Below are 20525 nucleotides of genomic sequence, written 5' to 3' on the forward strand. Positions count from 1 at the left end.
GATGGGCATCTGTGCTGTCACCGAACTGACCCTGCATACGCAAGAAATGTCAGTAAGGTTGGCTCGTGTGAAAGCCCTCCGCCGGTTCACCGTCCGTGCCCACCTGCCCGAACGCCTCGCCGCTCTGGAGCGGCTGTCCATCAACCTGCGCTGGTCCTGGCACACGCCGACCCAGGAGCTGTTCGCGGAGATCGATCCGGCGCTGTGGGAACAGGTCGGCGCCGACCCTGTGGCGTTGCTCGGGGCGGTCAGCCCGGCGCGTCTCGATGAGCTGGCGGCCGATGACGACTTCGTCGGCCGGGTGAACCACCGGGCCACCGATCTGGACAGCTATTTGAGCCGGCCGCTGTGGTACCAGGAGCAGGCCGACAATGCGCTGGACGGCGGTCCCGCGATGCCGAAGGGCATCGCGTACTTCTCCATGGAGTTCGGCGTCGCGGAGGTCCTGCCGAACTACTCGGGCGGTCTGGGCATCCTCGCGGGCGATCACCTCAAGTCGGCGTCGGACCTCGGGCTGCCGCTGATCGCGGTGGGGCTGTACTACCGGTCCGGCTATTTCAAGCAGTCGCTGACGGCCGACGGCTGGCAGAACGAGAACTATCCGTCGTTCGATCCGCAGGGGCTGCCGCTGCGGCTGCTGACTTGGGCCGACGGCCAGCCGGCGCTGGTGTCGCTGAACCTGCCGGAATCGCAGGTGCTGCGGGCTCGGGTATGGGTGGCGCAGGTCGGACGAGTTCCGTTGCTGCTGCTCGATTCTGACATCCCCGAGAACGATCATGAGCTGCGCTCGGTGACCGACCGGCTCTACGGCGGCGACCAGGAACACCGGATCAAGCAGGAGCTGCTCGCCGGCATCGGCGGCATCCGCGCGATCCGGGCGTTCACCGAGATCGAGGGCATCGACGCGCCCGAGGTCTACCACATGAACGAAGGCCACGCGGGTTTCCTTGGCGTGGAACGTATTCGGGAGTACATCAGCGGGTCCGGGCTGGATTTCGAGACCGCGTGGACGGTGGTGCGGTCGTCGACGGTCTTCACCACCCACACCCCGGTGCCGGCCGGTATCGACCGGTTCCCGGTGCAGATGGTGCGCCGGTACTTCGATGACACCGTCGCCTCGCCGCTGCTGCCTGAGGTGCCGCTGTATCGGGTGGTCGCGTTCGGCGCGGAGGACGACCCAGAGAAATTCAACATGGCGCACATGGGTTTACGGCTCGCGCAGCGGGCCAACGGGGTGTCGCTGCTGCACGGCCGGGTCAGCCGCGGCATGTTCAACGAGCTGTGGCCGGGCTTCGACCAGTCGGAGGTGCCGATCGGGTCGATCACCAACGGGGTGCATGCGCCGACCTGGGCAGCGCCGCAATGGCTGGAGTTGGGCCGCGAGCTGGTCGGCGTGGAAGGAATGGCGGCGGTCGACCAGGCGGCAGGGGAGCCGCAGTTGTGGCAGCGGTTGCACGACGTCGATCCCGGCCACCTGTGGTGGATTCGGTCGCAGCTGCGCGAGATGCTCGTCGCCGACGTGCGGGCCCGGCTGCGCCGCTCGTGGCTGGAGCGCGGTGCCACCGAGGCCGAACTCGGCTGGATTGCAAACGCTTTCGATCCCTCGGTGTTGACCATCGGCTTCGCCCGCCGGGTGCCCACCTACAAGCGGCTGACGTTGATGCTGCGTGACCCGGAGCGGCTGGAGCGGCTGTTGCTGGACGAGTCGCGGCCGCTGCAGTTGATCGTCGCGGGCAAGTCGCATCCGGCCGACGAGGGCGGCAAGGCGCTGATCCAGCAGGTGGTGAAGTTCGCCGACCGGCCCGAGGTGCGGCACCGGATCGCCTTCCTGCCGGACTACGACATGTCGATGGCGCGGCTGCTGTACTGGGGCTGCGATGTGTGGCTCAACAACCCGCTGCGTCCACTGGAGGCATGTGGCACGTCGGGCATGAAGAGCGCGCTCAACGGTGGGCTGAACCTCTCGATCCGCGACGGCTGGTGGGATGAGTGGTACGACGGCGAAAACGGTTGGGAAATCCCGACTGCCGACGGCGTCACCGACGAGACGCGCCGCGACGACCTCGAAGCAGCGGCGTTGTACGACCTGATGCAGAACTCGGTGGCACCCAAGTTCTACGAGCGCAACGAGAACGGCGTGCCGATGCGCTGGGTGGAGATGGTGCGGCACACGCTGCAGTCTCTGGGGCCCAAGGTGCTGGCATCGCGGATGGTGCGCGACTACACCGAGAAGTACTACGCGCCTGCGGCACAGTCGTTCCGGCGCACGGTGGAGCCGGTCGACGGCGTGCCGTACGGCGCGGCCCGCTCGCTGGCGGCCTATCGGCAGCGGGTGACGGAGGCCTGGCCGAAGATTCAGATCACCGACGTGGACAGCTACGGGCTGCCTGACACACCGCTGCTGGGTTCGGAATTGTCGCTGACGGCCACCGTGCAGCTGGCCGGGCTGCGCACCGATGAGGTTGTGGTGCAAGCGGTGCTGGGTCGGGTCGATGCCGGCGACCAGTTGGTGGACCCGGTGACGGTGCCGATGGCGCACACCAGTTCCGGTGACGGCGGCGTCGAGGTGTTCTCAGCGACCACACCGCTGCCGGTGGCGGGCCCGGTCGGGTACACCGTGCGAGTGTTGCCGCACAACGCATTACTGGCCGCTGACAACGAGCTCGGGCTGGTCACGCTGGCGTGAGTGCTCTGACTGTTGCGGTCGATGGCGGACCGTACGCGCTGGCGGCTGGTCCGGACGGCGCGATGTGGGTGACATTGGTGTCGGCGGGTTCGGTGGCTCGGATCGACGCGCGCGGTGAGGTGCGGCTGTTCGAGGTCGGTGCCGACAGCCGCCCGATGCAGATCTGCGCGGGACCCGACGGGGCCATGTGGTTCACCTGCTCCGGCACAGACCAGCTGGGCCGGATCGCCGGTGACGGTGCACTGACGTTCGTCGAATTGGATTCGGGCAGTGCACCGTTCGGCATCGCTGTGGGACCCGACGACGCAGTGTGGTTCACCGCCATGGACGCCGGAACGGTGGGCCGGGTCGGGGCCGACGGCGCGGTCGAGGTGGTTGCCGTGCCCCGCGGGATGCCGTCGATGATTGCTGCCGGCGGTGACGGTGCGCTGTGGTTCACGCTGAATCAGAAGTCCGCGATCGGGCGACTGACGGTCGCCGGTGATCTGTCGATCCGGCCGACACCGACACCGTCGGCGAGGCCGGTCGGCATCTGCGCCACTCACGATGATGCGGTGTGGTTCACCGCAATCGGCGCCGACAAGCTGGGCCGCATCCCGCTCAACGACGCCATCCAGGAACTCGATCTGCCGGGCAAGCCGCATGCGGTGGTCGCCGATGAGGCCGACGGCGTGTGGGTGAGCCTGTGGGGTGCGGACGGAATCGCACGGGTCACTGCCGATGGCGAGGTCTCGACGTTCGATCTGCCGCCGGGCAGCGAGCCGCACGGGTTGGCCGTGGACCGTGATGGCGCGCTGTGGGTGGCGTTGGAGTCGGGGTTCGTGGTGCGGCTGCCGGTCTAGGCGGGTACCGGCTGGACGCTGCTGTCGAAGTCGATGTGGTGACCCTGTAGCCACATCATCGAGCGGCCACCATCTTTCGCGCCCTGCCGGAATACCACCGGCAGGATCAGGTCACGGAGGAACCGTCCGACCGGGCCCGCCGCCTTGCTGTTGGCCGACCGGTGGCCGTGCCGGACGATCTTCTCCACCCGGTGCCGGCGCAATGATTCGAATATCGTGAAAGCCGTTGGGATGTCGCGGCAATCGCGCAGGCACTGCGCGAGAATCACGGCGTCTTCGACGGACATCGACGCGCCCTGGCCCGCTGACGGTGCGGTGGCATGGGCGGCGTCGCCGATGATGATCTGGTTGCGGTGGTTGTGCCACCGTTTCACCACCGGCAGGTCGTAGGTGGCCCACCCGACCATCGGACCGGGCGCGGCGTCGATGATCTCGTGAGCCGGTCCGACGTCGCCGGACATCAACTGGTGCAGCCAGTTTCGCCACTCGGCATCGGTCATGCCAGACAGCGCGCCGCGTTCGGGTTCGCGGGCCATCGGCGGATTGGCGAACCAGACGGTGCCACCGTCCGGGGTGGGGAACCAGGCGAAGAAGCAGCGGGTGCCGAACTGCATCCGGAATTCCTGGGGCGGCACATCGACGGTGAAGTTCGGGATGTAGCCACCGACATTGAGCACCGGCACGTAGCGCGGAGCCCGTGCCGCCGGATCGATCACGCGGCGTACCGCGGAATGCACACCATCGCAGCCGATCAGCAGATCACCGGATGCGGCACTGCCGTCGGCAAACTGGGCGCGGACGCGGCCGTCGGAAGTTGTTGTTGCGGAGACGAATTCCTTGCCGTGGCTGTACCGGGCACCACGTGCTGTGGCCAGGGCGTTCAGCTCGCGGTAGAGGTCGGCTCGGCGCATCATGATCGACAGCTGGCCATCCGGGCGGTGTGCGGCCATCGGGATACGACCCAGCCTCTTGCCGCTGCCGGTGATGAAGCTGATGGTGTCGTTCGGGTAGCCCAGGTTCTCGAGCGGCCCTGCGGCATCGACGGCACGCAGGGCATCCATGCCGTTGGCCTGAAAGTTCAACCACGCGCCGCGGAGATCGGCGCCGGACGGGGAGCGCTCATAGATGTGGGCATCGATACCGACGCGTTGCAGCGCGATGGCCAGGACGGGGCCGGCCACGCCGGCGCCGATGATGAGCGCTTTGGTCATGCGTGTTCCTCGGATTGTCGCCACCTGGCTCGACGATCGGATAACTTGATTGTCAAGCAATATCCTGAAAGGTGGATCGCTCGATTGTCAAGCGAAAATCCGATGTCTGGCCGTCTGGGCGCGGCGGTGCAGGGCTACCAGGCCGCGGTCGACGACTTCGACCGCGAGGTCGCGCGCCTGCTCGGCATCAATGCGACGGATACGCGGTGTCTGGAGATTCTGCTCCAGGAAGCCTCCGACGGCGTCACGCCGCGGGAGCTGGCCGACCAGTTGGGCCTCACCACCGGCAGCGCCACGACGATGCTCGACCGGTTGGAGAAGGTCGGCTACGTGACGCGCTCAGCGCATCCCAGTGACCGGCGCAAGCTCCTGGTCCACGCCACCGCTACCGCGCGAGAGCGTGCTTTCGCTCTCATCGGTCCATTGGTGGCCGAGGGGGAACGCACCTTGCTGAGTCGCTACAACGCCAAACAGCTGGAGCTGATCACCGAATTCCTCACGCGGGCAGCCGAACTGCAGCGCGAACATGTCGCGCGGTTGCGCGGGATGTGATCGACATCGGGCGTGTCGGCTCTCTCTAGGACATGTGTGGCCCGGACCCGTCACCATGCGATGACATTGTCAGCACATGGTGACAATGTCAGCCTCAGCTGACAGCTCCCAGCGCGATGTGGTGGGGAGAGAGCTCCAGCAGCCGCGTCGACGGCGGGCCCGTCAGCTCGACGCGGCCAGCCGCTCCAGCGCGCTGCGCACCCGAACCGGATCGGTGGTCGACCAGTACGGCGGCAGCGACGACTGCAGGAAGCCGCCGTAGCGCGCCGTCGCCATCCGGGAATCCAGGATCGCGATGACCCCGCGATCATTGACGCTGCGCAGGAGGCGCCCGGCGCCCTGCGCCAACAACAACGCGGCGTGGGACGCGGCCACGGCCATGAAGCCGTTGCCGCCGCGGGCCGCGATGGCGCGCTGCCGGGCGGTCAGCAGTGGATCGTCGGGGCGGGGGAACGGGATTCGGTCGATGATGACCAACGACAGCGACGGTCCTGGCACGTCGACGCCCTGCCAGAGCGACAGCGTGCCGAACAGTGACGTCTCGGCGTCTTCGGTGAAGCGCCGCACCAAAGTTGACGTCGAGTCCTCGCCCTGGCAGAGCACCGGGGTGTCCAGGCGCTCGCGCATGATCTCGGCGGTGGCCTTGGCGGCCCGCATCGACGAGAACAGTCCGAGGGTGCGGCCGCCGGCCGCGGTGATCAGCTCGTAGATCTCGTCGAGTTGTTCCGGTGCGGCGGCGTCACGACCGGGCGCCGGTAGATGCTTGGCGACGTACAGAATGCCCGACTTGGCATGGGAGAAGGGCGATCCCACGTCCATGCCCTTCCACTTCGGTGGCGTCGCAGTGCTGTCCTCGGGCACCGACAAGCCCCACGCCCGAGCCATCGACTCGAAGCGCCCGCCGATGGTCAGCGTCGCCGATGTCAGCACCGCCGTCACCTCACCGAAGAGCCGCCCGCGCAGCAGCCCGGCCACTGACAGCGGGGCGACCCGCAGGATGTGTCGCACCGAGCCCCTGGACTCTTCGCGATCCAGCCACACCACGTCATATCGATCGGGGATGGCGGGCACGAACGAATCGATGATGCGGGACGCGGTATCGCTCAGGTCGGTCAGCGAGGTGACGGCCTCGCTGCGCGCCGCGGCGGCGGTCGGGTCGGACGGCGCGGTATCGATCGCCATCTTGACCTTGTCCGTCGAGTCGCGGACCACCGTCAGGTAGGTGGCCAGCTCGTCGTCGAGCACGTCGATGCGTCCGGCTTCCATGTCGTGGATGGCCGACGACAGCGTGGCGATGGAGGCCTCGAGGCGTTCTGCCAGTTCGGGTTCCACCAGCCGGGCCGCCCGTCGAAGCGTCACGGCCATGGATGTCGCCGACAGTTCGCCGGTGGCCACGCTGGTCACGCGGTCCACCAGCTCGTGGGCTTCGTCGACCACCAGCAGTTGGTGCTCGGGCAGGACGTTGACCTCGGAGATGGCATCGATGGCCAGCAGCGCGTGGTTGGTGACGATGACGTCGACCGCCCCGGCCTTGGCGCGGGCCTTCTCGGCGAAACAGTCTGTGCCATAAGGGCATCGGGTAGCGCCGATACATTCGCGCGCGCCCACGCTGACCTGCGACCAGGCCCGGTCCAGCACGCCCGGCACCACCTCGTCGCGGTCACCGCTCTCGGTGTCGGACGACCATTCGATGAGCCGCTTGACGTCGCGGCCCAAGGCCGAGGCGGCGACGGGGTTGAACAGTTCCTCCTGCGGGAGATCTTCGTCGGCCTGCGCTCCGCTGTGAACCTTGTTCAGGCACAGGTAGTTTCCGCGGCCCTTGAGCAACGCGAACTCGGGCCGGCGGGGCAGGTGCGGGGCCAGGGCGTCGGCCAGCCGGGGCAGGTCGCGGTCGACCAGCTGGCGTTGCAGGGCGATGGTGGCCGTCGACACCACGACCGGCTGATTCGACGCCACGGCGTGTGCGATCGACGGCACCAGGTATGCCAACGACTTTCCGGTGCCCGTCCCGGCCTGTACCGCCAGGTGCTCGCCCTTGTCGAAGGCGTGGCCGACGGCTTCGGCCATCTCGATCTGCCCACTGCGCTCGGCTCCGCCGAGAGCGGATACCGCGATGGACAGCAGGGCGGAAACGTCGGTCGGATCGGTTTTGCGGCTCACGCGCCCACCAGTCGGGTCGGGATGGCCGGCTCGCCGCGGGAGAGTTTGAGCCCATCCCAGGGCAGGCTGCGTAGTCCGGCGGCGACGCGCGCGCGGGCGTCGGCCAGCGACGAGTCGCACACGACGGAGCCCGAACGCACCAGCGGCACCGTCAAGACGCGTCCGTCGTCAACTGGCGGTGAACCAGCCGGGTGCACCACCTCTTCGACGATGGTTCCGGACTCCTTCGCCAACCGCAGTGCGGCCTTGCGTCCACCGTGAGATTCCTTGTGGCTGCTGCGTTTTGCCACCGGCATGCCGTCGACCTCGACCAGCTTGTAGACCATCGACGCCGTCGGCGCACCGGAGCCGGTGACCACCGACGTGCCGACGCCGTAGACGTCGACGGGGGCGGCGGCCAGCCCGGAGATCGAGTACTCGTCGAGGTCGCCGGACACCACGATGCGGGTGCCGGTCGCGCCCAACCCGTCGAGTTGGTCGCGGACCTGGCGGGCCATCACGCCGAGGTCGCCGGAGTCGATGCGCACCGCGCCGAGCTGCGGCCCGGCGACGGCGATGGCGTTGGCCACGCCCTGGGTGATGTCGTAGGTGTCCACCAGCAGAGTGGTGCCGACGCCCAACGCGTCGACCTGGGCCCGGAACGCGGCCGCCTCGTCGGGACCGGTCGCCGCGGTGTGCACCAGGGTGAAGGCGTGCGCGCTCGTCCCCAGCGCCGGGACGCCGAACGACCGCTGCGCCTCCAGGTTCGAGGTGCCGGTGAACCCGGCGATGTACGCGGCGCGCGCGGAGGCGACCGCCGCCTGCTCATGCGTGCGTCGCGAGCCCATCTCGATCAGCGGCCGGCCGACCGCCGCGCTGACCATGCGAGCGGCCGCCGAGGCGATCGCGGTGTCGTGATTGAAGATCGACAGCACCAGCGTCTCGAGGATCACGCACTCGGCGAACGTGCCGTGGATCGACAGCACCGGCGAATCGGGGAAGTAGAGCTCGCCCTCGGGGTAGCCGTCGATGTCGCCGCGGAACTCGTAGTCGGCCAGCCAGCGCAGCGTCGCGGCATCCAGGAAGTCCAGCGAGGCCAGCGCGTCGTCGTCGAACCGGAACTCGGCGAGCGCGGACAGGAACCGCGCGGTGCCGGCGACCACGCCGTACCGGCGCCCGAACGGCAGTCTCCTGGCAAACACCTCGAACGACGCGCGGCGGTGTGCGGTGCCGTCGCGCAGCGCGGCGGCGAGCATCGTGAGCTCGTATTTGTCGGTCAGCAGAGCTGCGGTCACAGAGCTCACCGTACTGGTTCTGCGACTGGCAACCACCCGGCTATTCTGGGCTCATGGTTCTGGGTGCCCCGGTCGCGCGGACAAGCCCGGCGACTGACGTCGAAGAGGCGGCGAGCCTCGACAGTCCGTGGGTGACCATCGTCTGGGACGACCCGGTGAATCTGATGACCTACGTGACCTATGTCTTCCAGAAGCTGTTCGGCTACAGCGAGGTGCGTGCCACCGAGCTGATGATGCAGGTGCACACCGAGGGCAGGGCCGTCGTCTCGGCGGGCAGCCGGGAGTCGATGGAGGTCGACGTCACCAAACTGCACGCAGCCGGACTGTGGGCAACCATGCAGCAGGACCACTGACCGATGCGCAAGTGGAAGCGGGTCAACACGTCGTCGGGTGTGCGCATCAGATCCGGCCTGGAAGCGCACGAAGTCATGATGCTGCGCAACTTGGTCGGCTCGCTGGTCGAGATGCTCGACGATCGCGAATCCGCTTCACCGCGTGACGAACTCGCGGAGCTGACCGGCATGAAGATCGGGCCGTCGCAAGCTCCCGACGACGACACCATGCGCCGGCTCCTGCCGGACTTCTACCACGATCCGGCCACGCATCCGGATGGCCACGCCGCCGGTGAGAGCCTCAACGGTGCCCTCCGCAGCCTGCACGAGCCGACCATCGTGGACGCCAAACGGCAAGCCGCCCAACGGCTTCTGGACTCGTTGCCGGAACCGGCCGGCAAGTTCGAGCTGACCGAGGAGCAGGCGGAGGGCTGGGCGTCCGCGATCAACGATGTCCGGCTTGCCCTCGGCGCGATGCTCGACATCGGACCCGATGGGCCGCAACGTCTTTCGCCGGACCATCCGATGGCGGGGCATCTGGAGGTATATCAGTGGCTGACGTATCTGCAGGAGTACCTGGTGCTGAGCCTGCTGGACGAGCGGTGACGGGCTCCATCACCGACGTCGCCGGCATCCTGGTCGGCAATCACCACCGCATCGAAGACGCCACCCTGGGCGGCGGCTGGGCCACCGGCACCACCGTCGTGCTGGCTCCGCCCGGAACCATCGGCGCGGTCGACGTCCGCGGGGGAGCGCCCGGCACCCGCGAGACCGACCTGCTCGACCCGTCCAACAGCGTGCAGCACGTCGACGCGATCGTGCTCACCGGCGGCAGCGCCTACGGGCTGGCCGCGGCCGACGGCGTCATGACCTGGCTCGAGGAACACGACCGCGGAGTGAAGATGCCCGGTGGACGGGTGCCGATCGTGCCGGGTGCAGTGATCTTCGATCTGCCGGTGGGGGCGTGGGCCAACCGGCCGACGGCCGAGTTCGGCTACCAGGCGGTGGCCCAGGCCGGCACCGAGGTGCCGACGGGCAACGTCGGCGCGGGCGCCGGTGCCCGGGCGGGCGCACTCAAAGGCGGGCTCGGGACGGCGTCGGTGATGCTCGACAACGGCGTCACCGTCGGCGCGCTCGTCATCGTCAATGCGGCCGGCCACGTCGTCGACCCGCAGACGGGACTGCCGTGGTCGGCCGACCAGATCGCCCGCTTCGGGCTGCAGCCTCCGCCGCCCGACCAGATCGAGGCGTACCGCACGAGGGTGAAGGACCCGAAGCCGCTCAACACGACCATCGCCGTCGTCGCGACCGATGCCGCGCTCAGCCCGGCCGGCTGCAAGAAGGTGGCCGTCGCCGCGCACAACGGGCTGGCCCACACCATCCGTCCGGCGCACACCGCCGTCGACGGCGACACCGTCTTCGCGCTCGCGACCGGACGGGTCCATATCGAGCCGGACCCCGCGACACCGGAACAGATGAACCCCGAGACGCGCCTCATCTCCGAGATCGGGGCGGCCGCCGCCGACGCGCTCGCCACCGCCGTGATGGTCGGGGTGCTGGCTGCCGAGTCGATCGCCGATATACCGACCTACCGCGACCTGCTGCCAGGAGCCTTCGGCTGAAGCGTTCCGCCGGTAGCCTGGGGGTATGACGTCAGCGAGTAGCGGAGCGGATCGCGCATGACTTCGGACCTGTCGACCACCTCATCCAAGCCGCAGCCGCCTGCGACGTGGAAGGTTGGCGGCGTCACCATCGTCGGCTTCGTCGGGCTGCTCTGGCTCATCGAAGGCTGGGATGCGCTGCATCAGCAGCGGCTGAATCAGGACGGCATCCGGCCGCTGGAGACCGATGGGCTCTGGGGCATCTTGTGGGCGCCGCTGCTGCACGCCGACTGGGCGCACCTGATCGCCAACACCGGCCCGGCCCTGGTACTCGGGTTCCTGGTGACGCTCGCCGGCATGGGCCGGTTCCTCGGGGCGACGTTGATCATCTGGATTCTCGGCGGATTCGGTACCTGGCTGATCGGCAACATCGGCGCGCCGCGCGGTGTGGAGTCCGTCCACATCGGGGCGTCCGGGCTGATCTTCGGTTGGCTGACGTTCCTCATCGTGTTCGGGTTCTTCACTCGGCACGCGTGGCAGATCATCGTCGGCATCATCGTGTTGTTCGTCTACGGCGGTGTGCTGTGGGGCGCGCTGCCGGGCACATTCGGCGTGTCGTGGCAGGGCCATCTGTGCGGTGGCCTCGCCGGCGTGCTTGCTGCGTATTTGCTGAGCAGTCCGGAAAGAGAAGCGCGCGAACGGCGTAAGGGTTCAGCCCTGCCGTCGATTCCGACGTAATTTGCTGAATTTGGAATTCGCCGCGCGCGGTGATGCCCGAAGCGTGATCGGTATCGCTTTCGGGACCAATCGAGAAACTGGCCGCCTAAAGGTGCCGTCTTTTCGTCGCAGGACGTGTTGACGTGGCAAGCTAGGGGTGTGCGCCTCACCATTCTCGGTTGCTCCGGCAGCGTGGGTGGGCCGGATTCTCCGGCCTCGGGCTATCTGCTGACCGCTCCGGACACCACGCCGATGGTTATTGACTTCGGCGGCGGCGTACTCGGAGCACTGCAGCGGCATGCTGATCCGGGCGCCGTAAATATATTGCTGTCACATCTGCATGCCGACCATTGCTTGGACTTGCCCGGGCTGTTCGTCTGGCGTCGGTATCACCCGAATCCTCCCGTTGGTCGCGCCCTGATGTTCGGTCCGGCGGCCACCTGGCACCGGCTCGGTGCGGCGTCGTCGCCCGAGGGCGGCGAGATCGACGACATCACCGACATCTTCGACATCAAGGTCTGGGTTGACGGCGAAGACGTCGAGATCGGCTCGCTGACCGTGACGCCGCGACTGGTGTGCCACCCGACGGAGTCGTATGGCATGCGGTTCACCGATCCGTCCGGCGCGACGCTCGTCTACTCGGCTGACACCGGCTACTGCGACGCGTTGGTTGACCTCGCTCGCGGCGCCGATGTGTTCCTGTGCGAGGCGTCGTGGACCGACTCGCCCGACCGTCCGCCGAAGCTGCACCTGTCCGGTACCGAGGCGGGACGCGCCGCCCGCGAAGCCGGGGTCAAAGAGCTCCTGCTGACCCACATCCCGCCGTGGACCTCCCGCGAGGACGTCATCAGCGAGGCCAAGGCCGAGTTCGACGGACCCGTGCACGGCGTCGTCTGCAACGAGTCGTTCGACATCACCCGCCGGTAAGACTTGGGCAAGTCGGGACCCCGCTTTGGGCGGCCCGCTAGGGTTGTCGGGTGTCCAGACGAGAAGACGGTCGCCTTGACGACGAGCTCCGCCCGGTAAAGATCACCCGAGGATTCACCAAGCACCCGGCAGGGTCGGTCTTGGTGGAGTTCGGCGAGACGCGGGTCATGTGCACCGCCTCGGTGTCCGAAGGCGTGCCACGCTGGCGCAAGGGTTCCGGGTTGGGCTGGCTGACCGCCGAATACGCGATGCTGCCGGCCGCCACGCATGACCGCTCCGACCGCGAGTCGGTGAAGGGCCGCGTCGGTGGACGGACCCAGGAGATCAGCCGGTTGATCGGCCGCTCGCTGCGCGCGTGCATCGACCTCAGCGCCCTCGGCGAGAACACCATCGCCATCGACTGCGACGTGCTGCAGGCCGACGGCGGTACCCGCACCGCGGCGATCACCGGTGCGTACGTGGCGTTGTCCGACGCCGTCACCTACCTGGCCGCGGCCGGGCGCTTGAAGGATCCGCGCCCGCTGTCGTGTGCGATCGCCGCCGTGTCGGTCGGTGTGGTCGACGGCCGGGTCCGCACGGACCTGCCCTACACCGAGGACTCGCGCGCCGAGGTCGACATGAACGTCGTCGCCACGGACACCGGGACTCTCGTCGAGGTGCAGGGCACCGGCGAGGGTGCGACGTTCCCGCGGTCGACGCTGGACAAGCTGCTTGATGCCGCGCTGGCCGCGTGCGACCAGTTGTTCGCGCTGCAGCGTGAGGCGCTGGAGCTGCCGTACCCGGGCGTGCTGCCGGAGTCGTCCGGCCCGGCCAAGAAGGCATTTGGTGCCTGACCTACTCGTTGCTTCCCGCAATGCGAAGAAGCTTGTGGAGTTGCAGCGCGTTCTCGATGCCGCGGGTGTCGTCGGTCTGAGGTTGTTGTCGTTGTCTGATGTGCCCGACTATCCCGAGGCGCCCGAGACCGGGGCGACGTTCGAAGAGAATGCCTTGGCCAAGGCTCGTGATGGTTTTGCGGCCACCGGAATCGCTTGTATCGCAGATGATTCCGGGGTTTCCGTCGATGCGTTGAACGGCATGCCCGGGGTGCTGTCGGCCCGGTGGGCTGGGCGGCACGGGGATGATGCGGCGAACCTTTCGCTGCTTCTCGGCCAGATCCAGGATGTGCCGGATTCGCGCCGCGGCGCGGCGTTCGTGTCTTGCTGCGCGCTGGTTTCCGCTGCGGGTTCCGTTGTCGTTCGCGGTGAGTGGCCCGGTGCTATTGCGCGGGAGCCGCGGGGCTCGGGCGGGTTCGGGTACGACCCCGTGTTCGTCCCTGCCGGTGGTTCGGTGTCCGCGGCGGAGTTGAGTGCTGCCGAGAAGGATGCGGCGTCACATCGTGGACGGGCGTTGGCGCAGTTGGTGCCGGCGCTGCGGGAGTTGGCTGCGGGCTAGCGTCGGCGGCCGGCGCACTGCCGTCGTCCAACGCAATTGCAGGGCGATTTTCAGGCTGTTTTTCCGCCACACAGTTGCGTTGGGGGAACCGTCCGCGGGTTATCCACAGGCTGCGCCCGCCGATGCTGGCGAGATTCGCGATCCGCTGGGCACACTGCCGTGGTGGGGGAGCCATTTATCGGGAACGAAGCCCTATCTGCGGGCCGCCTGACTCGTCATCAGTTACGGACGAACTTTGTGGCTGTGCACAAGGACGTTTACGTGCCGAGAGGTACGAGGCCGACCGCGATCATGCGAGCGAAGGCAGTGTGGCTGCGATCCAAACGCCGGGGAGTGCTCGCGGGTTTCTCGGCGGCCGCGTTGCATGGGGCCAGGTTCATCGGGCCTGAAGTACCCGCCTACATCTGTGACCGCTACTGCCGCAGTGAGCGCGGTGTCGTGTTGTGGCGAGACATCCCACCCGACGATGAGGTGTGCTGCATCGGCGAGATGCGGCTGACGACTCCAGTACGCACCGCGGTTGATTTGGCCCGAAGACTTCCGGAGGATGCTGCCGTCGCTGCCATTGATGCATTGGCTCGCGCAGCACGACTGACGGTGGCTGATATTGAGGCGGCAGCGGAGCGTCAGTGTGGACAGCGGGGGATTCGCCAGGCGCGGAAGACGATTGCACTCGTTGACCCGAAAGCCGAGTCGCCCAGGGAAACGGCGTTGCGGCTGTTGATCATTCGGGCCGGGCTTCCGAAGCCGGAGAGTCAGTACCCGATCTACAACGAATATGGCGCGCTGATCGGGGTTGTCGATTTCGCGTGGCCGGAGTTGAAGATCTCAATCGAGTACGAGGGCGTGCACCACACCGATCCGGATGCAGTTCGTCGAGACATCGCGAGGATCGAGTGCATGGTTGAGGTGGGTTGGCTCGTCATTCGGGTGACTGCGCGCGACCCGGCTGGCGTCGTACTGCATCGGCTCATCAACGGTCGTGCTTCGCGGGGTGCGGTTGACGATATTGCCTGGCGATTCCCACGGGACGAGGCGGAGAGACTGTGGCCCACTGAGATGCGGGCGTCGTAGCGATGGCTCCGGGCTATCCGACCGCAACCGCAAGGCGGTTTTCAGGCCGAATTACCGCCGCCTAGTTGCGTTCGGTGGAAGCTGGATTGGCTAGGTAGCCGTCGATGAAAGCGTGCAGCGCGGGTGCCAGGTGCGCGACGCCGGAATCGTTGAGCTTGGCCAGCAGGATGATGCCCTGATACTGCGCGAGTAGCGCGTGGGCGAGCTGCTCGGGATCGGTGCCCGGCCGTAGGGTTCCGTCGGCCAGGGCTTCCTGACACACGAGTGCCATGTGGTGCTGCATCGCGGCCAGGGTGTGTGCGAGATGGGCGCGGAGATCGTCGTCGGTGGTGGACAGTTCGGCGGCGAAGTTGCCGAAGGGGCAGCCCACCGCCCGGCCGAATTGGGCTTCGAGCGAGGACTGGATGACGCCGATGGCGTCGGGAACGGCATGCAGCTTTTCGGCGGGCGTCGCGGTGGGTGAGCCGGTCAGCTGACGCTGAAAGGCCCTGGCGTGTAAGTCGATAACGGCTTTGCCGAGTTCTGATTTCGACGGAAAGTAGTGGTAGAAGCTGCCCTTCTTGATGTCGGTCGCGCGGCAGAGTTCATCGACGCCGACGGCCTGGTAGCTGCGTTCGAGGAAGAGGCGGGCGGCGGTCGCCACGAGGCGTTCGCGGGCATCTGAACTTCGGGGCACCTGAGAATCGTAGCCATAGTTGACCGGTCGGTCAACTATGGCTAGCTTGACGAGATGACCGCCACCACCACTGAGATTTTCCGCACCCCGGACGAACGCTTCGCGAAGCTGCCGGGTTATGACTTCGCGCCGAACTACGTCGACATCGACGGGCTGCGGCTGCACTACCTCGACGAGGGACCGCGCGACGGCAGGCCCATCGTCTGTTTCCACGGCGAACCGACGTGGGCGTTCCTGTACCGCAAGATGATCGGCGCCTTCGTCGACGCCGGGCACCGCGTGATCGTGCCTGACTATGCGGGCTTCGGCCGCTCGGACAAGCCCACCGACCGGCGCTGGTACAGCTACGACCGGCACGTCGACTTGGTGACTCGACTGCTGGGTGGTCTGGATCTGCACGACGCTACCGCGATCGTGCAGGACTGGGGCGGGCCGATCGGCTTGCGGTGGGCGACGGAGAACGCGGATCAGGTTGGGGCGCTTGCGATCTTCAACACGGGGCTGTTCACCGGCCGGGTATCGAAGGGCTTCATGGCCTGGCGCGCCTTCGCGGAGGCCAATCCGGACCTGCCCGTCGGTTTCGTGATCCAGGGCGCGACGACGACGGAGCTGTCACCCGAGATCGTCGCGGCCTATGACGCGCCGTTCCCCACGGCGGAGTCCAAGGCGGGCGCCGCGCAGTTCCCGCTGTTGGTGCCGATCACCGACGACGCCGCGGGTGCGACGGAGATGCGCGCGGTCACCGACGCGCTGTCGCGCTGGGAGAAGTCCGCGCTGGTGGCGTTCTCCGATCAGGACCCGGTGTTCCCGTATCCGCGCGCGGGCGAGGCGTTCGTCGACCTGATCCCGACCGTGGCCGAGCAAGTGCGGATCGAAGGTGCGTCGCACTTCCTGCAGGAGGATCGGGGCGAGCAGCTGGCTGCCGAGGTTCTCAAGCACCTCGGCTAAGACTGTCAGAGGTCGAAGCGCTTCTTGACGTCTTCGGTCCGGAAGTGCTCGACGATGATGCCGAGCAGTGGGACAGTACCGGCGAACAGGGTGCCGATGGTCTGCCCGAGGGGCCAACGGACCTTGACCGCCAGGTTGAACGTGCAGAGCAGGTAGGCGAAGTACACCCAGCCGTGGACGATGCCGATCCAGTTCAGGCTGGCGTCGTTGAAGATGTAGTGCGCGACCAGCTCGTAGCAGAGGGCGATGAGCCAGATACCGGTCGCCCAGGCCATCACGCGGTAGGCGATCAGGGCCTTGCGGATGGTGTCTTTCGACAGGGTGGTCGGCTGCGACTCGGTCATGTGGTGGTCCTGTCCTGTTTGTCGTTCTCGGCCAGTTCGGCGAGGTAGGCGTTGTATTCGTTGAGGGTCGGGTCCGCGGTGTCTTTGGCGGCCTTGGGGCGCTCGGGGAGCAGACCCTCGGGGATCTCGGTGGGCCCATCGGTCGGCGGCGCGACGGGGCCCTCGTCTTCGTAGCGGACGAACTTGTAGTAGCCGTAGAAGCAGAATGCGCCGAACATCGGCCACTGCAGGGCGTAGCCCAGGTTCTGGAAGGTGCCGGCGCTGGACTGGAACCGCGACCACTGCCACCAGGCCAGGGCCATGCAGCCCAGGGCAGCGACGGTCACCAGCACGATGAGCGCCGGCCTCCTACGCCGTGTAGTGGACATAAGGCAACGGTACCGCGCGTGACGTGCGGTTTGCGATTCGCGGCCGGGCTACGACGCCGGACGTTGGACACACGGCCACGGCACCAGCCTGGACTTCGGGCCGATGAATTCGTCGAGACGAGCGGTGTCTGCTTTGCGGTAGATCGAGAGTTGCTTTCTCGACGACCGCCGCCAGTGGATGCCGAGTTGGTCGAGCGCGCCCGTGAACAGGTTGACGATGTCCTCGGACAGGTTGGTGAAGTGGTAGCGGACGCTCATTACGCCGCGGTCGTTGGCGACGACGCGGCACCCGTCGCTGTGGATCAGACCGAGGACGAACTCCTCGGTGGCTTGGTCGACAATGTCTCGTTGCCACGGCTCCAGAGCGATCGTGCGCGTGTGCTTCTTACCAGGGCCGTGTTGCGGGAACAGACACGGCCAGTGCTTGGAGCAGACGTACACCTCGACGCATCCTTTTCGCTGAACTAAGCCCGCCTGCTTGCCCGGCATAACGGCGCTGATCGCTTCACGGCAGCGGTCGATGATGGCGGGGTACTTCTGGTCGAGTGTGATTCGCAGCCTCCATACGCCGCGGCGCGCGTCGGAGATACAGCCATCGCCAAGGTACAAGCCGAGCAGATAGCAGTACTCGACTGCTGGCAATGCCGTGAAGTCGTGGTCGATGCCGCAGGTGGAATCGCCTGCCACCTGCCGGCGCCAGATACCGGGGCCTTTCCTCCAACCACGCACTGTGGTTCGCGGGATACCCGTTGTTCGCGCGATAGCGCAGTCATTCATACCGGTTGCGATGAGCATTTGAACCTGGTCGAACTCGTCGAAGCTGCGCATGGAACCCCCGTCATACGTTGCATTCAACCTATGACAACGGTCCGACAGGGTCTTCGCTGCGCGATCGCGCTATCCTCATCCTGTTGCGGGCGTGGCGGAATGGCAGACGCCCGGGTTTTAGGTGCCCGTGTTCGAAAGAACGTGTGGGTTCGAGTCCCACCGCCCGCACTCTGGTGAGCCGAGTTTTCGGCTCGGATGACCCCGGCGTTCTCGCCGGGGTTCGCCTTCTCTGCATCTGATCCGGCACGCCACGGGTTCCTGTGTCGGAGCTCTGATTGGACTACCCGCCCGGTGGCAGGTCTGAGGAACTCACCGGCAGGCCGCCGGTGAGCCCTGGCCGGCCACGCTGATACCGACCAGGTGCCGCCAGCGCTGTGGCAGCACTGGGCTAGCGGAATGTGGTCCGAACCGCCGGACGTTCACCTGCGATAGGGCATCGAAACGGATTGGAAGGCAGAGAAATTCGCGCAGACAGCCTGGCCGCCGGACGCGGTGAAACTACCGCGTCCGGCGGCCAGGCTGTCGGCGACGCTCTACGAAAAGCGTTGGCCTGCTTTGTTGTTCCCTGTGTCAGCGCTTCTTGGAGTGCAGGATGCCTTCGGTCGGCGCCGGGTCTGTCTTGGCGCGCTTTTCCGCGCGTTTCTCTTTGAGCGACTTGCCGGGCTTCTTGGACATACTCTGGCGCGGAGATTTGTCAGACATGACTGGCCCCTTTGTTCGGGGGCCTGGATGGTCCCTATCAACCGACCATACGCGCACCGCTTACAGGCAGGCAATGCAGTGGTCAATGCTGTTGACGCCGCCATGTGGCGCCGTTGCGTGCTGGGGCATAGGCTGGTGGTGACACACACCCTAGGTGGCCAAGACCCGCTGCCGCGCGTAGACGGACCGGGAATTCCTTTGCCTATCAATGATATTGCCGCGTACGCGCGGTTGACCCCAGCGGACGTCGAGGCATTCGGGGCTGAACTGGACACCATTCGCGCCGATGTCGAGGACTCCCTCGGCGCGAAGGATGCGGCCTATATCCGCCGCGTCATCAAATTCCAGCGGATTCTGGACGTCGTGGCTCGGCTCCAGATCGCCCGGAGTCGGTCCAGGGTCGGTTGGGCGGTGGGCTCGGCGGCGTTGGCGTACGCGAAAATCGTTGAGAATATGGAGATTGGCCACAACGTCTCGCACGGTCAATGGGACTGGATGAACGATCCGGAAATCCACTCGAGCACCTGGGAGTGGGACATGGTGGGGCCGTCAGCGCAGTGGCGGTACTCGCACAACTACCGCCACCATGTGTTCACCAACGTGGTCGGGGTGGATGACGATCTCGGATTCGGGGTACTCCGGGTGACCCGCGATCAACCCTGGAAGCCCGCATATCTGTGGCAGCCTCTGCGAAACATGTTGTTGGCCTTGGTCTTCGAATGGGGTATCGCGCGCCACGGATTTCACTCCGAAACCGAACGGGCCAGCACAGAGGACGCGCGGCAGGTGGTGAAGAAGGCGATGCTGATCAAGATCGCCCGACAGACCGCCAAGGACTACCTCGTCGTGCCCGCGCTCAGCCTGCGCCGCTGGCGCCGAACGCTGGCGGCCAACGCGACCGCCAACCTGCTGCGCAACCTGTGGTCGTATGTGGTGATCTTCTGCGGGCATTTTCCCGATGGCGTGCAGACGTTCGCCCCGGAGGTCCTGCGGTCCGAGACCAGAGCGGAGTGGTATCTGCGTCAGATGCTGGGAGCCGCGGACTTCAAAGCCGGTCGGGTGCTGGCATTTTCGAGCGGAAACCTCTGCTACCAGATCGAGCATCACCTGTTTCCGGATCTGCCGAGCAATCGGTTGGCGCAGGTCAGTGTTCGGGTGCGTCAGCTGTGTGACAAGTACGACCTGCCCTACACCACCGGCTCGCTAACTCGGCAGTACCTGCAGACCGTGCGTACCATCTGCCGGCTGGCGTTCCCAGATGGCGCAATGGCTGTCAGTCACGGATGAGCGCCGGTGGCCGGCAATGCGTCAAACGTCGAAGGCCCGTTGGATTTTGGCCCGCATCTGTCCGGTGTCGGCGGAGGCTTGATGTGCCTGTCCGTCGTCGTACGGTCCGTTGTTGCCGACGCTGAAGCCGAAGTAGCTCTTGGTGGCGTCTGACGCACGTTTTGCTTTGCGGGCCATGGTTTTTGCGAGTTTCATGTTCGGTCTTTCTATTGTCAGTTCAGTGCAGCGCGTTGGTCCGCGCTGGGTTTCAGGTCCGGTTTGTCAACCGCAGCCGAATTGCGTTGTCGCCGTGGGTTACTCGGTGGCAACGGGCTCAGGCGCATTGGCGTAACACGTTGTATGCCTTCGGTTCTGGCATTCGGCCGCCCAGACGGGCATGTCGGCAAGTTGTCGGCCATGGTGATCCGAAGGCATCAAGGGTCACCGATACGTTGGGCTCGAACAACTGGAGTTCTGTCCACCTGTCACACTACACCCGTTTGCTGCCGTGAACTGCAACGACTGGTCAACAGGGCCGCTGCTCGCTCCGCTCGGAGGGGCTCGGGGGTGTAGCGTGGAAGAGGTT

22 protein-coding genes and 1 tRNA gene are annotated in these 20525 nt (G+C 66.6%); 14 read left to right on the forward strand and 9 right to left on the reverse strand.

From position 1 onward, the window contains the following. The first annotated feature begins 67 nt into the window (after positions 1–67). Both glgP and A7G45_RS21200 read left to right on the forward strand, forming a co-directional pair. Positions 68–2686: an alpha-glucan family phosphorylase gene (glgP, locus tag A7G45_RS21195; protein WP_260940130.1), complete on the forward strand. Its 2619-nt coding sequence runs from the start codon at positions 68–70 to the stop codon at positions 2684–2686. Beyond that, positions 2683–3528, forward strand: a complete 846-nt coding sequence (locus A7G45_RS21200; RefSeq protein WP_260940131.1) for a virginiamycin B lyase family protein — start codon at positions 2683–2685, stop codon at positions 3526–3528. Before glgP ends, A7G45_RS21200 begins: the two co-directional genes overlap by 4 nt. Here A7G45_RS21200 and A7G45_RS21205 read toward each other — a convergent pair. Next, the gene (locus A7G45_RS21205) at positions 3525–4739 is read right to left on the reverse strand and encodes an FAD-dependent oxidoreductase (protein WP_260940132.1); all 1215 of its coding nucleotides are present in this window, start codon (positions 4737–4739) and stop codon (positions 3525–3527) included. The genes A7G45_RS21200 and A7G45_RS21205 overlap by 4 nt on opposite strands. A 102-nt stretch (positions 4740–4841) precedes the next feature. Here A7G45_RS21205 and A7G45_RS21210 point away from each other — a divergent pair, with 102 nt between their 5' ends. Continuing rightward, complete coding sequence (locus A7G45_RS21210) at positions 4842–5291, forward strand: MarR family winged helix-turn-helix transcriptional regulator (RefSeq protein WP_260940133.1); 450 nt, start codon at positions 4842–4844, stop codon at positions 5289–5291. A gap of 162 nt (positions 5292–5453) precedes the next feature. Here A7G45_RS21210 and A7G45_RS21215 read toward each other — a convergent pair whose 3' ends face one another. After that, positions 5454–7451 carry an ATP-dependent DNA helicase gene (locus tag A7G45_RS21215; RefSeq protein ID WP_043394559.1) on the reverse strand — a complete coding sequence of 666 codons (1998 nt, stop codon included), beginning with the start codon at positions 7449–7451 and terminating at the stop codon, positions 5454–5456. Continuing rightward, on the reverse strand, positions 7448–8734 hold the full coding sequence (locus tag A7G45_RS21220) for a nicotinate phosphoribosyltransferase (protein WP_260940134.1): 1287 nt from the start codon (positions 8732–8734) through the stop codon (positions 7448–7450). The genes A7G45_RS21215 and A7G45_RS21220 overlap by 4 nt, the downstream gene beginning before the upstream one ends. A 44-nt stretch (positions 8735–8778) precedes the next feature. Between A7G45_RS21220 and clpS the strand changes: the two genes are divergently transcribed. The 8 genes from clpS (at position 8779) to A7G45_RS21260 (ending at position 14807) form a co-directional block, all read left to right on the forward strand. Further along, a complete protein-coding gene (gene clpS, locus A7G45_RS21225; RefSeq protein ID WP_043394555.1) occupies positions 8779–9078 on the forward strand; it encodes an ATP-dependent Clp protease adapter ClpS in 300 nt (99 codons plus the stop codon). A 3-nt stretch (positions 9079–9081) separates the two neighbouring features. Beyond that, positions 9082–9663, forward strand: a complete 582-nt coding sequence (gene aosR / locus A7G45_RS21230) for an oxidative stress transcriptional regulator AosR (protein ID WP_260940135.1) — start codon at positions 9082–9084, stop codon at positions 9661–9663. Further along, a complete protein-coding gene (locus A7G45_RS21235; protein ID WP_260940136.1) occupies positions 9660–10679 on the forward strand; it encodes a P1 family peptidase in 1020 nt (339 codons plus the stop codon). The genes aosR and A7G45_RS21235 overlap by 4 nt, the downstream gene beginning before the upstream one ends. Positions 10680–10736: 57 nt before the next feature. Beyond that, a complete protein-coding gene (locus tag A7G45_RS21240) occupies positions 10737–11396 on the forward strand; it encodes a rhomboid family intramembrane serine protease (RefSeq protein WP_043984214.1) in 660 nt (219 codons plus the stop codon). A gap of 138 nt (positions 11397–11534) precedes the next feature. Continuing rightward, entirely contained in the window at positions 11535–12302 is a 768-nt protein-coding gene (locus A7G45_RS21245; RefSeq protein WP_043394551.1) for a cyclic nucleotide-degrading phosphodiesterase, read from the forward strand. 50 nt (positions 12303–12352) lie between these two features. Beyond that, positions 12353–13135 carry a ribonuclease PH gene (gene rph / locus A7G45_RS21250; RefSeq protein ID WP_043394550.1) on the forward strand — a complete coding sequence of 261 codons (783 nt, stop codon included), beginning with the start codon at positions 12353–12355 and terminating at the stop codon, positions 13133–13135. Beyond that, positions 13128–13733, forward strand: coding sequence for an RdgB/HAM1 family non-canonical purine NTP pyrophosphatase (rdgB, locus tag A7G45_RS21255; protein WP_260940138.1), 606 nt, complete (start codon positions 13128–13130; stop codon positions 13731–13733). Before rph ends, rdgB begins: the two co-directional genes overlap by 8 nt. A 162-nt stretch (positions 13734–13895) precedes the next feature. Beyond that, on the forward strand, positions 13896–14807 hold the full coding sequence (locus A7G45_RS21260) for an endonuclease domain-containing protein (RefSeq protein ID WP_260940139.1): 912 nt from the start codon (positions 13896–13898) through the stop codon (positions 14805–14807). 61 nt (positions 14808–14868) lie between these two features. On the opposite strand, the gene A7G45_RS32555 is transcribed toward A7G45_RS21260, so the two are convergent. Continuing rightward, the gene (locus tag A7G45_RS32555; protein WP_260940140.1) at positions 14869–15483 is read right to left on the reverse strand and encodes a TetR/AcrR family transcriptional regulator; all 615 of its coding nucleotides are present in this window, start codon (positions 15481–15483) and stop codon (positions 14869–14871) included. 54 nt (positions 15484–15537) lie between these two features. On the opposite strand from A7G45_RS32555, the gene A7G45_RS21270 reads away from it, so the two are divergent. Then, the gene (locus A7G45_RS21270) at positions 15538–16431 is read left to right on the forward strand and encodes a haloalkane dehalogenase (protein ID WP_260940141.1); all 894 of its coding nucleotides are present in this window, start codon (positions 15538–15540) and stop codon (positions 16429–16431) included. Between the two features lie 5 nt (positions 16432–16436). Here A7G45_RS21270 and A7G45_RS21275 read toward each other — a convergent pair whose 3' ends face one another. The 3 genes from A7G45_RS21275 to A7G45_RS21285 are packed head-to-tail and all read right to left on the reverse strand — an operon-like array spanning position 16437 to position 17830. Beyond that, positions 16437–16775, reverse strand: a complete 339-nt coding sequence (locus A7G45_RS21275) for a DUF3817 domain-containing protein (RefSeq protein WP_043394541.1) — start codon at positions 16773–16775, stop codon at positions 16437–16439. Beyond that, a complete protein-coding gene (locus A7G45_RS21280; RefSeq protein WP_260940142.1) occupies positions 16772–17143 on the reverse strand; it encodes a hypothetical protein in 372 nt (123 codons plus the stop codon). Before A7G45_RS21280 ends, A7G45_RS21275 begins: the two co-directional genes overlap by 4 nt. 48 nt (positions 17144–17191) lie before the next feature. Then, positions 17192–17830, reverse strand: coding sequence for a hypothetical protein (locus tag A7G45_RS21285; protein WP_377041970.1), 639 nt, complete (start codon positions 17828–17830; stop codon positions 17192–17194). 226 nt (positions 17831–18056) lie between these two features. On the opposite strand from A7G45_RS21285, the gene A7G45_RS21290 reads away from it, so the two are divergent. After that, a tRNA-Leu gene (locus A7G45_RS21290) sits at positions 18057–18139 on the forward strand. A gap of 402 nt (positions 18140–18541) precedes the next feature. Here A7G45_RS21290 and A7G45_RS21295 read toward each other — a convergent pair. Beyond that, positions 18542–18673 (reverse strand): hypothetical protein, encoded by a 132-nt coding sequence (locus A7G45_RS21295; protein ID WP_260940144.1) that lies wholly within the window; start codon positions 18671–18673, stop codon positions 18542–18544. Between the two features lie 198 nt (positions 18674–18871). Between A7G45_RS21295 and A7G45_RS21300 the strand changes: the two genes are divergently transcribed. After that, positions 18872–19960 (forward strand): fatty acid desaturase family protein, encoded by a 1089-nt coding sequence (locus A7G45_RS21300; RefSeq protein ID WP_260940146.1) that lies wholly within the window; start codon positions 18872–18874, stop codon positions 19958–19960. A 21-nt stretch (positions 19961–19981) separates the two neighbouring features. Here the strand turns inward: A7G45_RS21300 and A7G45_RS21305 are convergent, their stop codons facing one another. Further along, on the reverse strand, positions 19982–20155 hold the full coding sequence (locus A7G45_RS21305) for a hypothetical protein (RefSeq protein WP_157850338.1): 174 nt from the start codon (positions 20153–20155) through the stop codon (positions 19982–19984). Positions 20156–20525: the final 370 nt, after the last annotated feature.

This window comes from Mycolicibacterium llatzerense (assembly GCF_025331195.1).
GTDB classification, from domain to species: domain Bacteria; phylum Actinomycetota; class Actinomycetes; order Mycobacteriales; family Mycobacteriaceae; genus Mycobacterium; species Mycobacterium llatzerense.